9 protein-coding genes and 3 tRNA genes are annotated in these 12393 nt (G+C 63.7%); 6 read left to right on the forward strand and 6 right to left on the reverse strand.

The features are described 5' to 3' along the window. Nucleotides 1-77: 77 nt before the first annotated feature. A tRNA-Arg gene (locus G4Y73_RS12830) sits at nt 78-154 on the reverse strand. A gap of 218 nt (nt 155-372) precedes the next feature. Between G4Y73_RS12830 and G4Y73_RS12835 the strand changes: the two genes are divergently transcribed. From G4Y73_RS12835 to G4Y73_RS12860, 6 genes are all read left to right on the forward strand, one after another. Further along, on the forward strand, nt 373-2514 hold the full coding sequence (locus G4Y73_RS12835) for a cytochrome D1 domain-containing protein (RefSeq protein ID WP_164232197.1): 2142 nt from the start codon (nt 373-375) through the stop codon (nt 2512-2514). 106 nt (nt 2515-2620) lie between these two features. Further along, a complete protein-coding gene (locus G4Y73_RS12840; protein ID WP_164232198.1) occupies nt 2621-4774 on the forward strand; it encodes a TonB-dependent receptor in 2154 nt (717 codons plus the stop codon). 45 nt (nt 4775-4819) lie between these two features. Further along, nucleotides 4820-6232: a dihydrolipoyl dehydrogenase gene (locus tag G4Y73_RS12845; RefSeq protein ID WP_164232200.1), complete on the forward strand. Its 1413-nt coding sequence runs from the start codon at nt 4820-4822 to the stop codon at nt 6230-6232. Between the two features lie 163 nt (nt 6233-6395). Continuing rightward, a complete protein-coding gene (locus tag G4Y73_RS12850; protein ID WP_205596647.1) occupies nt 6396-7547 on the forward strand; it encodes a multicopper oxidase domain-containing protein in 1152 nt (383 codons plus the stop codon). A gap of 35 nt (nt 7548-7582) precedes the next feature. Continuing rightward, on the forward strand, nt 7583-8356 hold the full coding sequence (locus G4Y73_RS12855) for a formylglycine-generating enzyme family protein (RefSeq protein WP_164232201.1): 774 nt from the start codon (nt 7583-7585) through the stop codon (nt 8354-8356). Further along, the gene (locus tag G4Y73_RS12860) at nt 8353-8985 is read left to right on the forward strand and encodes an SCO family protein (RefSeq protein ID WP_164232203.1); all 633 of its coding nucleotides are present in this window, start codon (nt 8353-8355) and stop codon (nt 8983-8985) included. The genes G4Y73_RS12855 and G4Y73_RS12860 overlap by 4 nt, the downstream gene beginning before the upstream one ends. Here G4Y73_RS12860 and G4Y73_RS12865 read toward each other — a convergent pair. The 5 genes from G4Y73_RS12865 to G4Y73_RS12885 all read right to left on the reverse strand — a co-directional run bounded on the left by G4Y73_RS12865 (nt 8982) and on the right by G4Y73_RS12885 (nt 12340). Beyond that, nucleotides 8982-9617, reverse strand: coding sequence for a bifunctional 4-hydroxy-2-oxoglutarate aldolase/2-dehydro-3-deoxy-phosphogluconate aldolase (locus G4Y73_RS12865; RefSeq protein WP_164232204.1), 636 nt, complete (start codon nt 9615-9617; stop codon nt 8982-8984). The genes G4Y73_RS12860 and G4Y73_RS12865 overlap by 4 nt on opposite strands. A gap of 60 nt (nt 9618-9677) precedes the next feature. Further along, nucleotides 9678-10793: a DegT/DnrJ/EryC1/StrS family aminotransferase gene (locus G4Y73_RS12870; protein ID WP_164232206.1), complete on the reverse strand. Its 1116-nt coding sequence runs from the start codon at nt 10791-10793 to the stop codon at nt 9678-9680. Next, nucleotides 10790-11755 carry a Gfo/Idh/MocA family oxidoreductase gene (locus G4Y73_RS12875; protein ID WP_164232208.1) on the reverse strand — a complete coding sequence of 322 codons (966 nt, stop codon included), beginning with the start codon at nt 11753-11755 and terminating at the stop codon, nt 10790-10792. Before G4Y73_RS12875 ends, G4Y73_RS12870 begins: the two co-directional genes overlap by 4 nt. Nucleotides 11756-12024: 269 nt before the next feature. Further along, nucleotides 12025-12115 (reverse strand) — tRNA-Ser (locus tag G4Y73_RS12880). Between the two features lie 145 nt (nt 12116-12260). Then, nucleotides 12261-12340 (reverse strand) — tRNA-Ser (locus G4Y73_RS12885). Between the last annotated feature and the right edge of the window lie 53 nt (nt 12341-12393).

A 12393-nucleotide genomic window follows, 5' to 3' on the forward strand; every position in this document is an offset into this window, starting at 1 on the left:
TGTCTATTGGTCGGAGGTTCGAATCGGAACTCCGGATACGAAAAAGCCCCGTCCGGGGACAGGGCCTCTTCTCTGTTTGGCGCGCCCGGAAGGATTCGAACCTCCGACCGCCTGGTTCGTAGCCAGGTACTCTATCCAGCTGAGCTACGGGCGCTTTGTGAAGCCGGGCATTATCGGGAACGGGCTTCGATGTGTCAAGTCTGGTTCGCGAGAATCGCTATTGTGGCAGTATGGTGATAGGGGGCTTGGGTTACCGATCAGCAGCAATGCGCAAGAAGCTGCGTTTTTGATCTGGCTCAATAGGTGTATTTTTGGCGCACCTAATATGCCGTCAGGCCAAGCGCCAATAAACCCAACTGGAGGGCAGACACCATGAAAAGACCGCTATACACCATTCACTGGCTCGGGGCGATAGGCCTGTCCCTGGCAGTGACCACGGCGTGCGGAGCCGATACCTCGCAATCATCGTCCGCGCAAAAGGACACCGAAGTGCATTCCGCCGAGGTTGCCAAGGCCGCAGCGGGCGACATGGAAGCCGGTGAAAAGGCCTACAAGACGCACTGCCAGGCCTGCCATCAGGCCGATGGCTCCGGTCTGCCGGGCGCCTTTCCGCCGCTGGCCGGCAACCCGAATCTCGAAGGCAATGCCGACATGGTCATCGAGAACGTACTTTCCGGGCGCTCGGGCAAGATCGATGTCGGCGGCGTGACCTACGACGGCGTGATGCCGCCGATGAGCTACCTCAGCGACCAGGATGTCGCCAATGTCGTCACCTTCGTGATGAACTCCTGGGGCAACGACGAGGCCACCATCAGCACCGATCAGGTCGCCGACAAGCGGGCCGAACTCGGACTGACCGACCGGGCCGAGGGCGAACGCCATCCCGGGGCTTCCGAAGGTGAAATGGCTTACCGCGGCGCACCCTCGCCCGTTGAGGGCGGCAAGCAGGTGGTCTCCCCCGGCGCGCCGAGCATGACCGAGGTCGAGTTCGAGCGCTCGCAACAGATCTACTTCGAACGCTGCGCCGGCTGTCACGGCGTACTCAGGAAGGGCGCGACCGGCAAGCCGCTGACCACCGACATCACCCAGGAAAAGGGCACCGATTACCTCAAGGCGCTGATCAACTTCGGCTCGCCGGCAGGCATGCCCAACTGGGGCACGTCGGGCGAGCTCACCGACGCGGAAATCGACATGCTGGCGCGCTTCCTGCAACACGATCCGCCGCAGCCGCCGGAATGGGGCATGCCGGAGATGATGGATTCCTGGACCGTCCACGTGGCGCCGGAAGACCGGCCGGAGTCACCCCAGCACGACTACGACGTCGACAATTTCTTCGCAGTGACCCTGCGAGATGCCGGGGAAGTGGCCATCATCGACGGTGACAGCAAGGAAGTGGTCAGCTACGTACCGACCGGCTACGCCGTGCACATCTCGCGCGCCTCGAGCTCGGGCCGCTACTTCGCCACCATTGGACGCGACGCCAAGGTTGACCTGATCGACCTCTACATGGATCCGCCGCAGGTGGTTGCCGAAATCAAGATCGGCATGGAAGCCCGCTCGGTCGAGAACTCCCGTTACAAGGGTTACGAAGACAAGATCGCCATCGCCGGGGCCTACTGGCCTCCGCACTACGTGCTGATGGATGGCCAGACGCTCGAGCCGAAGAAAATCGTGTCGACCCGCGGTATGACCGTCGATACGCAGGAATATCATCCGGAGCCGCGCGTGGCCGCCATCGTCGGTTCGCACCAGCACCCGGAGTTCATCGTCAACGTCAAGGAAACTGGCCAGATCCTGCTGGTCAACTACGAGAACATCGACAGCCTGCAGGTCACCACGATCGGTGCAGCACCCTTCCTGCACGATGGTGGCTGGGACGCCAGCGGACGCTACTTCCTGACCGCAGCCAACGAGTCCGACAAGATTGCAGTGGTCGACGCCAAGGATCGTGAACTGGAAGCCCTGGTCGATGTCGAGCGCATTCCGCATCCGGGCCGCGGCGCCAACTTCGTTCATCCCGAGTACGGACCGGTGTGGGTCACCAGTGCGCTGGGCAATGCCGACGTCACCCTGATCGGTACCGATCCGGACAATCACCCGGACCAGGCCTTCAAGGCCGTGCAAGTCCTCCAGGGCCAGGGCGGCGGATCGCTGTTCGTCAAGACGCACCCGGAATCGACCAACCTGTGGGTCGACACCCCGCTACACCCGGACGAGGAAAAAGCCCAGACCATCGCGGTGTTCGACATCAACGACCTGGATGCCGGCTATGAAGTCCTGCCGATCGCCGAATGGGCCGATCTCGGTCCCGGACCGAAGCGCGTCGTCCAGCCCGAGTACAACAAGGCCGGAGACGAAGTCTGGTTCTCGGTCTGGTCGGGGATGGAAGAGGAATCGGCCATCGTCATCGTCGACGACAAGACGCGTGAACTCAAGCACGTGATCAAGGGCGAGAAAATCATCACGCCCACCGGCAAGTTCAACAATTACAACACCCGCAACGAGATCTACTGATCGGGCGCGGAAGTTCAACTCTAAAGCTTAACAGCGCCCCGGAATTCCGGGGCGCTCTTCATTGAGCCCCCAATACATGTATAGAAACAGCCTGATTTGCCTCACCATGATGTTGTCTTCCACGCTCGGCGCCCAAGCTGTCGATGAGGGCGATGAGCAGGAAAGTGACCGCGAGATCGATCGCATCACGGTTGTCGCCCACCGCCAGCCCAGGCAGGTTTCCGAGGTGGCGGGTACCGTCACGGTCATCGACGAGGAACGCCTGGCTCGCGATATGGTGGTAGACGCCGCCGACCTGGTGCGCTACGAACCCGGAGTCGCAATCGACGGCGGCGGAACGCGGTTTGGCTTCAACGGCTTCCGCATTCGCGGCATCGGCGGCAACCGCGCCGCTGTCGTGATCGATAACGTGCCAGTGGCCGACCAGTTCAGCGTTGGCAGCTTTGCCGATACCGGGCGCGGGTTACTCGAACTGGGTCTGACCCAGCGCGTGGAAATCCTGCGCGGCCCGGCCTCGACGCTGTACGGCTCGAAAGCGCTGGGCGGCGTGGTCGCGATCTCGACCCTGGACGCCGACGACATTATCGACAGCGGTCGGCACGGCACACGTGTCGGCCTACGCGCCGCCACCGACAGCGACCGGGCGCGTCTGATGGCTGCCCGGGCATTCCGCAAGGGCGATTTCGATTTTCTGATTGCCGGCGCCGCGCAGCACGGCTCGGAAACCGAAGTGGCCGATCGTCCCGAAGCGACACCGCTGGACAGGCTCGAACGTGACCATCATGCAATCCTTCTCCGAAGCGGCCTGGAAACCGGGCTGGGACGGGTCCGGCTGACTCTCGATGGTATGCGGGAAACCCGGGACGCCGATATTCGCGCCATGATCGGCAGCGGCCGGCTCGCATTCACCGAGAAACTGCTCGGTAACGACCGCCGGCACCAGTGGCGAGTACTGCTCGATCAGGACCTGGCCGCGTTCGGTCCGGTCAGCCGCGGCCACTGGCGGCTGTGGCACCAGTTGACCGACGTGGTCCAGGAAACCGACGATCGGCGACCCAGTGCGCCCACGCCGGTCGAGGTTTTCCGGCGCTTCGAGTTCCAGCAGGAAACGACGGGACTGGGCACCGACCTGGAGTCCGGGTTCCGGGCGCTGGGTCTAGCGCACCGGCTGGGTTACGGCTTCGAATTCAGCCGTTCGGAAGTCCGGGAAAAGCGAGACGGATTGCAGACCAACCTCACCACCGGCGAAACCACCAAGACCATCATCGGCGAAACTCTGCCGCTGCGCGATTTCCCGAGCACTCGTGTGGACGAGCTCGGCATTTACCTGCACGACGAAATCCGGCTCTGGCCGGGCGGGCCCACGCTCAGCCCGGGCATTCGCTATGAATTCTATGACCTGTCGCTGCTCGACGATCCTCTGTTCGAAGCATCCTTCCCCGATGCGGACACGACTGAGCTGAGCAACAGCAGCTGGCTCCCCAAGCTGGGACTGGTCTGGCCGATGGGCGATTCGACGGAATTCTTCGCGCAATATGCGCGCGGCCTTCGGGCCCCGCCGTTCGGCGATGTCAATATCGGGCTGGAGTTGCCGCAGTTCCGGGTAAAGGCCATTGCCAATCCGGACCTCGAACCCGAGAAAGGTCGCACCGTGGAAGCTGGCCTGCGCTGGCGTGGTACGGCGTCCCGGGCCGAAGTCACGCTGTATCGCAATGACTACCGCAACTTCATCCAGACCCGTGCGCCGCTGGGCTTCGACCCGGCCAGCGGATTCCTCCTGTTCCAGTCGATCAATCGCGACCGTGTACGCATCGAGGGCGGCGAACTCAGGCTGCAGCAGCATTTAGGCGGCGGCTTCACGGCGGAACTGTCCGGCGAGTGGTCGCGCGGACAGGATCGCGACACCGGCCGCAACCTGCCCGGAATCTCGCCGCCGGCAGCGATCGGCGAGCTGTCCTGGCTGTCGGCTTCGGCCACGCTCGAGACGCGTCTGGTCGCAACCGCCGTACGAGGCCAGCGCGAGCTCCTAGACGAGCAAGACGAGGCGCTGTTTTCGGCACCCGGCTATCTCACCGTCGACTGGCTGACACGCTGGTTCCCGCGCCCCGACCTCGAAATCGGCCTGGGCCTTTTCAACCTGACCGACCGGCAATACTGGCGTAGCGGCAACGTCATCGGCCGCACCCCGGACGATCCGACCCTGCCGCTGCTGGCCGAACCGGGCCGCTGGGTGATGGCCAGCCTCACCTGGCATCATTAGTAACGCGGTAAGCTGATCGCACGACCTGCATTTCGAGGGCTCGACATGCCGCATCATCGACTGATTATTCTCGGGGCCGGCACCGCCGGCCTCAGCGCCTGGAAACAGGCCGGCGACTTCACCGACGAAATTGTCATGATCGACCCCGGTCCGCTGGGTACGACCTGTGCACGGGTCGGCTGTATGCCCTCCAAGGCCCTGCTGCAGATCGCCAAGGAAATACACCAGGCACGTCGGCTGCATGAGAATGGCTTGCTGACCGGACAAGCCGCTGAGGTTGACGGCGCGGCCGTGATGACGCGTGTGCGTGAACTGCGCGATCGTTTCACCGCCGGCCCGCTCAAGGCGGTCGACCGCATGGGCGAGCGCTATATCAATGGGCGGGCGCGTTTCACGGGGCCCGATTGCATCGAGGTCAATGGTGAAACCCACAGCGCTGACGGCATCGTCGCAGCCATCGGCACCAAGCCCCTGGTCCCCGGAAACTGGCCCGACCTGGGCGAGCAGCTGCTGACCAGCGATTCCATTTTCGAGATGGCCGATCTCCCCCGACGCGTCGGCGTGATCGGTGCCGGTGCGATCGGCTGCGAGCTCGGCCAGGCCCTGGCGATGCTCGGCTGCGAAGTCCACCTGTTCGGACGTGACCACCGCTTGGCCGGAACAGCCAGCGACGCCGTCAACGAGGTGATCGGGCAGGCCTTGTCCGATTCGCTGCATCTGCACCTGGGCGAGAACGCCGAACCGGTCAGGCTCGACGACGGCGTGGCCATACAGGTCGGCGATGAGCAAATCGAAGTGGATGCGGTCGTCGCCGCCATCGGCCGCCGACCGGTCATCGACGATCTCGGGCTCGAAGCACTGGGCGTGGCTCTCAACGAAAACGGCCTGCCCGAGATCGATCCGGTCAGCCTGCGGGCCGGCGATGCACCCGTCTGGTTCGCCGGCGATATCAACGGTATTCGTCCGCTCATGCACGAAGCCGCCGACGAAGGCCGACTGGCAGCCTGGCACGCCCTGCATCCCGATGCCGACTGTCTCGGCCGACGCACGCCAATGGCGATCGTCTTTACCGAACCGCAGGTTGCATGGGCCGGCCGGCGAAGCGGTGATCTGCCGGATGGGGCCATCACCGGGCAAAGCGATTTCTCGCGCCAGGGCCGGGCGATCATCAAGGGCTACCAACACGGCCTGATGCAGATCCATGCCGAGGAGAACGGTCAGCTAATCGGCGCCGAAATGGCCTGCGCCGGCGCCGAGCACCTGGCCCATGAACTGGCCTGGCTGATCCAGCAGGAGATGCACGTGATCGAGGCGCTGCAACTCCCCTTCTACCACCCGGTGCTGGAAGAGGGGCTGCGCACTGCCTTGCACGATATCCGGCGGCAGTTACCCGAGCGCGAGCGGCGACCGGACCTGCCCCTGTGTGACGACGCCCCGGCATCCCTTCCGGGCACCTGAGTCCCCCGCCGGCTGCAGCGTCGAAAACATGGAAATCTGATCGAAAATCGACCGGCAATTTGACCTCGCTCAAATAGCTGCCCATGGTGAAGCTTTAAGATGCACGCGAAATACATGTTAGGTATTTCAACTGTACAAATCAGCTCGCCAAAGGAGCAGCAAAATGATACGCAGCAAGTCTACAACAGTCGCCGCCATGGCCCTGGCACTCAGCTTCGGCGCCGGCTCAGTTTCCGCCAACGACCGCCTCGTCCACGACGGCGAATTCATGGTCGACGGCATGATCTTCGGCCTGCCCGAAGCCCGCGTCTACACCGAAGACTACAGCGGCCCGCCGGTGGTGGGCGACTACCTCACGGCCGTGCCCCACCTGGCCGAACTCGACTACGACGGCAATCGCACGCACGAAGTGCGCATGGACGTGATTTCCCAGCAGATCGAGATTGCACCGGGCAAGTTCTACAATGCCTGGACCTTCGGCGGCAGCGTGCCCGGCCCGACCCTGCATGTGCGCGAAGGCGACCGCGTGGTGTTCACCATGAAGAACCGCTCGGACGAACCGGTGGTGATCACCGAGCCGGTCGCAGGCGGCAGTCCCTTCTTCGGCCAGATCCGCGCCAACCCGATCCAGAACAACCAGCCGGCTGTCAGTGCGATGCCGCATTCGATGGATTTTCACAGCGGCACCGTGGCCGCCGACGACAAGTGGCGGACCATTCCCCCGGGCGTGACCATCGAGTTCGAATGGGTCGCCAACTACCCCGGCGTGTACATGTACCACTGCGGCACTCCCAGCGTGCTGATGCACACCGCCCAGGGCCAGTACGGCGCCGTCGTGGTCTCGCCCAAGAACGGTTTTCCCACCGATGACCAGGTCGACCGCGAGTATGTATTGGTGCAGTCGGAGTTCTACCTGACCGAGGACGAGTACAACGAAGGCTACCGCTACGACCACGAAGCGGCCATGGCCCGCAATCCCAGCCACGTGACCTTCAACGGGCACATCAACACCCTGCACGACCAGCCGCTGCGCGCCAACGCCGGTGAGCGGGTCCGCCTGTACGTGCTCAATGCCGGTCCCAGCGACACCTCCAGCTTCCACGTCATCGGCGCGATCTTCGACCGGGTCTGGTACGAAGGCAACGTCGAGAACGAATGGCGCGGCATGCAGACGGTTCTGCTCGGCGCCAGCAACGGTGCGGTAATGGACTTCATCGTGCCCGAGGAAGGCAGCTACAAGCTGGTCGACCACGAGTTCGCCGACGCCGAGCGCGGTGCCGCCGGCACGCTGATCGCCGGACCGCGCCAACAGTAGCCGCCATCCACTTTCCGGACCAGGGAGCCGCCGTCATGCGCACCATGCTGATTGTCCTGGCGTTGAGTCTGTCCATGACAGCCTTGGCCGAGGAAACCGACATCGTGTTCATCGACGGCGGCGACTGGGAGCTGCCGATCGTGCGCGAAGACACGGGCGGCCCAGGCAGGGTCGACGACTTCGCGCTCGATGCCCGCCAGGTGACCAACGCCGAGTTCCGCGAATTCGTCGCAGCCAATCCCGAATGGCGCCGCGACCGCGCCCCGGGCATCTTCCGCGACGACCGTTACCTGGCGCACTGGCCCGCAGCCGACGCCCTGGGCGAAGGCAATGCGGCCCCCGACCGGCCCGTGACACGGGTGTCCTGGTACGCCGCCCGCGCCTACTGCAGGGAACTGGGCGGTCGGCTTCCGACCATGACCCAGTGGGAGTACGCCGCCGAACGCCAACGCGAGGCGCTGGGTGTGACTCCGGATGACTACGCCCGCAAGCTGTTCAGCTGGTACGCCAATCCCGGCGCGGGCGCGCTCTCGCCGGTCGCCCGGGGCAAGGCGCCCGGACTGGGGATCCACGACCTGCACGGCCTGGTACTCGAGTGGGTGGAAGACTTCCAGCTGGTGCTCGGCCGCGGCGACGACATCGACCTGCTGACCGGCTCCTGCGGCGACACGGCCCGCTTTCTGCCGGAGTTCGACCAGGCCCATTACGCCACCTTCCTGCGCTTCCAGTCGCGCAGCAACTACCGGCCCGAAACCACGACCAGCACACTGGGCTTCCGGTGTGCATACGATCCCGGAGCAAGACCATGAATACGCAAATCGCCCTCTTCCTGGCTGCCACCCTGATGGCCACAGCGGCCACTGCCAAAGAACCGCAGGCCGGAGAGCACGAGGGCCACGACGCCCATGCCCATCACACGCCGATGCACGCTGAAGCGGTAACGCACGACCACTCCCTGTTCCATCTAGACGCCGAATGGCGCACCCAGCAGGGAGAGCCCTTCCGGCTCGAACAGCTGGCCGGCAGGCCGACGGTCATCACCATGATCTACGGCTCGTGCACCACCGCCTGCCCGGTGCTGGTCAACGACGCGCGACGCATCGATCGCGCCGCGCCAGTTTCAATTCAGGACGACCTGCAAGTGGTCATCGTCAGCTTCGATCCGGCCCGCGACACGCCCGAACGCATGGCCGACTATGCCGATTCCTACGAAGTCGATGCCGAACGCTGGCATTTCCTGCACGGGGATCCGGCCGACATCCGCACCCTGGCAGCCGTGCTGGGCGTGCGCTATCGCGACAACGGCGACGGCACGTTCGACCACAGCAATCTGATCAGCCTGCTCGACACCACTGGCCGGGTGGTACACCGCAGCGAGGGCCTGGCACGTCCGGTCGAGCCGGTCGTGGCTGCGCTCGAGCAGCTGCCTGAAAGCTAGGCAGCCTTCACCGCAGCCAGCAATCGCCCGGCACGCGCCTCGATTGCCTCGAAATCGCCCGCGGCCACGAGCTGCGGGTCGAACAGCGGGGCCACGAATCCGATTGCATGCGCCCCGGCCGCCAGCCAGTCGGTAGCGTTGCCTTCCGTTACCCCGTGCGTCGGCACGATATTAAGAAACGGCATTGGACCCAGGCAGGCCTTGACGAAATCCGGGCCGATTCCCGGCGCCGGGAACAGCTTCTGCAACGGCGCACCGGCGCGATGGGCACGCAGCATTTCAGTCGGCGTGTGCGTGCCGGGCATGGCCGCCACACCCAATCGATTGGCGGCATCGATTACCGCCTCGTCGGTAACCGGCGAGACCAGGAACTTCGCACCGGCCGCCACCGCTTGCTCGGCCTCGTCCGGTTCAAGCACCGTACCGGCACCGATTACCAGGTCGTCATGGCGCTTGCTGAAGTCGCGAATGATGTCGAACACATCGGGAATGGTCAGGGTGAACTCGCAGATTCGGAAACCGCCACGCACGGCCGCCTCCATGGCATGAACCGCGGCATCGGCGTCATGGGTGCGGAGGATGGCGGATGCCCGGGTGCGGCCGAGCAGTTGGACGAAGTCGGTGGGAGTCATAGTGAAACCACAGTGTTAAGTGTCAAGTGTGAAGTGTAAAGAAAATCGCAACTCTCCACTTCACACTTCACACTTCACACTCTTGAGCCCATCCGAAACGCGCTCGATCTGTTCTTCCGTCATTTCCGGGAAGATCGGCACAGAGAGGCAGCGTTCGGCAACGGCCTCGCTATTGCCCAGGTCACCGGCCTGGCGGCACTGCGCGAAGGCCGGCTGTCGATGCAAGGGGATCGGATAGTAGACGGCGCTGGCGATATCGTTTTCGCGCAGACTGGCTTGCAGGTGCTCACGCAAACCGTCAGGCACCAGCAGGGTGAACTGGTGGTAGACATGGCGACCGATGTGGTCTTCGTACGGCAATTCGAAGTCCGCAGTCTCAAGACAACGCCGATAGCCGGCCGCCACGCGCCTGCGCTCGCGATTGAAGTCGTCAATGTAGCCCAGCTTGACCCGCAGGATGGCCGCCTGCAGCTCATCGAGGCGGCTGTTGTAGCCGATCACTTCATGCTCGTAGCCGTCGACACGGCGGCCATGGTTGCGCAGCATGCGAATCTCTTCGGCCAGTGCATCGTCGCTGGTAGCGATCAGTCCGCCGTCACCGCAGCCGCCGAGGTTCTTGCTGGGGAAAAAGCTGAACGCGCCGGCCAGCCCGATCGACCCGGTCTGGCGGCCTTCGATCTCGGCGCCGAAGCTCTGTGCGCAGTCCTCGATCACCTTCAGGCCGTGACGGTCTGCGAGTGCCATCAGAGCAGTCATGTCGGCCGGCTGTCCGAACAGGTGGACCGGCAGAATGGCGCGAGTTCGTTCATTCACTGCTGCTTCGACCCGCTCGGGATCGATGTTGAAGCTGCGCGGATCGATATCGACGAACACCGGCTCGGCGCCGCAGTAGCGAATGGCCTCGGCCGTCGCGATGAACGTGAATGGCGTGGTGATGACCTCATCGCCGGGACCGATTCCGGCGGCCCGCAGGGCCAGGTGCAAGGCATCGGTACCGGAAGCACAGCCGATCGCGTGCGAAACACCGAGATACCCGGCCAGTTCGTTCTCGAGAGCCTGCACTTCGGGGCCCAGGATGTAGCGGGTGCCGGCCATGACGCCGGAGATGGCCGCATCCAATTCAGATTTCAGGTGCTCATACTGAACACCCAGGTCGACCATGGGGATCGGATTCATGCCGAGCGGGCATGCCCGGTCGAAGGGGCTGATTCGACCAGGGCGCTGATGCGCATGGCGGTTTCGAGTGCCAGCAGTCCGTCCTCGCCGGTAACCACCACCGGCGTGCCGTCGCGCAGGGCCGACAGGAAGGACTCGATCTCGCATTTGAGCGGATCGTTATTCTCGAAAGACGATTCCTCGCGCAGGATTTCCGGCACGCCGGGAAACATCTCCCGATCGCCGATGCGATGAATGGCCAGTCCGCAGTTCTGGAAATCGACCGAGATATAGGCCTCTGGCTGGAAGATACGCATGCGCCGCTCAGACTTCACGCTGACCCGGCTGGATGTGACATTGGCTACGCAGCCGTTTTCGAACTCAAGCCGCGCATTGACGATATCGATATCGTCGGAAAGTACCGGCGTACCGTTGGCCGCCAGCGAGCGCACCGGGCTCTTGACCATACCGAGAATCAGGTCGATGTCGTGAATCATCAAATCCAGCACCACGCTGACATCGGTGCCGCGCGGCTTGAAGGGGGCAACCCGATGCGATTCGATGAACAGGGGATTGAGTTCGAAACCGCCGAGATTGGCAAAAGCGGCGTTGAAACGCTCGAGATGACCGATCTGGAACACCACGCCGCGCTCACGCGCCAACCGGGTCAATGTCCGGGCTTCGTCGAGTGTGCTGGCAATGGGTTTTTCCAGCAGGACGTGGACGCCGGCATCGAGGAAATCGCGGGCGATGTCGAAGTGCCGCACGGTTGGCACGGCTATCGAGACGGCATCCACCTGGCCGATCACATCACGATAATCAGTAACGGCACGGCAGCCGCAGTCCTGGGCCGACTGGCGGGCAGCCTGCTCGTCGATGTCGACCACAGCCACCAGTTCGGCGCCGGGAAGTTCGGCATACTTGCGGGCGTGGAAACGGCCCAGATAGCCCACGCCGATCACGGCGCATTGAGTCAGTTGCATGGTGAACGGTCCGGCATGTAGTGCTCGAGGCCTGGTGGCCCGTCTCCCTTCGTTTCGGACCCGGCGATACCATCTGCGGGCATGGATCACGGCTGTAATGAGTGGCGGAGAGGGAGGGATTGCTGCGCCCGCTTCCGCGGGCTTGCCCTTCGGGCTGACGCTTCGCGTCAGCGAGCTCGCCTTCGGCTCGGTTCGATCCCTCTGATCGGGTTCGAATCCCGAAGCGCCAGTAGCTCCTCTTCACGCGCCACAACGCTGTACTCTCAAAATGGCGGAGAGGGAGGGATTCGAACCCTCGAACGGGGAGAACCCGTTACCGGTTTTCGAGACCGGCGCATTCAACCACTCTGCCACCTCTCCGTATTGTCAGGCCCGCGAAATCCGCGGTGCCATTTCGAAACTTGCAGCCCGGGGCGGTCCTGCGGACCGCGAGAGGGAGGGATTACTGCGCGACCTTCGGTCGCTTGCCCTCCGGGCTCGCCAGCCTATCGGCTGGCTCGTGAGCTCGCTGACGCTCGGTTCGAACCCTCGAACGGGGAGAACCCGTTACCGGTTTTCGAGACCGGCGCATTCAACCACTCTGCCACCTCTCCGTGGAGCGCGCATTATACAGAACGAGGCAGAATTTCGCAGGCAGC

The sequence above is a fragment of the Wenzhouxiangella sp. XN201 genome (genome assembly GCF_011008905.1).
Classification (GTDB): Bacteria; Pseudomonadota; Gammaproteobacteria; order Xanthomonadales; family Wenzhouxiangellaceae; genus Wenzhouxiangella.

What these genes read in the sequence shown, in the direction of transcription:
- G4Y73_RS12840 (WP_164232198.1), top strand. Translation starts at nt 2,621, where the DNA reads ATGATGTTGTCTTCCACGCTCGGCGCCCAAGCTGTCGATGAGGGCGAT.
- G4Y73_RS12865 (WP_164232204.1), bottom strand. Translation starts at nt 9,617, where the DNA reads ATGACTCCCACCGACTTCGTCCAACTGCTCGGCCGCACCCGGGCATCC.
- G4Y73_RS12870 (WP_164232206.1), bottom strand. Translation starts at nt 10,793, where the DNA reads ATGAATCCGATCCCCATGGTCGACCTGGGTGTTCAGTATGAGCACCTG.
- G4Y73_RS12845 (WP_164232200.1), top strand. Translation starts at nt 4,820, where the DNA reads ATGCCGCATCATCGACTGATTATTCTCGGGGCCGGCACCGCCGGCCTC.
- G4Y73_RS12855 (WP_164232201.1), top strand. Translation starts at nt 7,583, where the DNA reads ATGCGCACCATGCTGATTGTCCTGGCGTTGAGTCTGTCCATGACAGCC.
- G4Y73_RS12850 (WP_205596647.1), top strand. Translation starts at nt 6,396, where the DNA reads ATGATACGCAGCAAGTCTACAACAGTCGCCGCCATGGCCCTGGCACTC.
- G4Y73_RS12875 (WP_164232208.1), bottom strand. Translation starts at nt 11,755, where the DNA reads ATGCAACTGACTCAATGCGCCGTGATCGGCGTGGGCTATCTGGGCCGT.
- G4Y73_RS12860 (WP_164232203.1), top strand. Translation starts at nt 8,353, where the DNA reads ATGAATACGCAAATCGCCCTCTTCCTGGCTGCCACCCTGATGGCCACA.
- G4Y73_RS12835 (WP_164232197.1), top strand. Translation starts at nt 373, where the DNA reads ATGAAAAGACCGCTATACACCATTCACTGGCTCGGGGCGATAGGCCTG.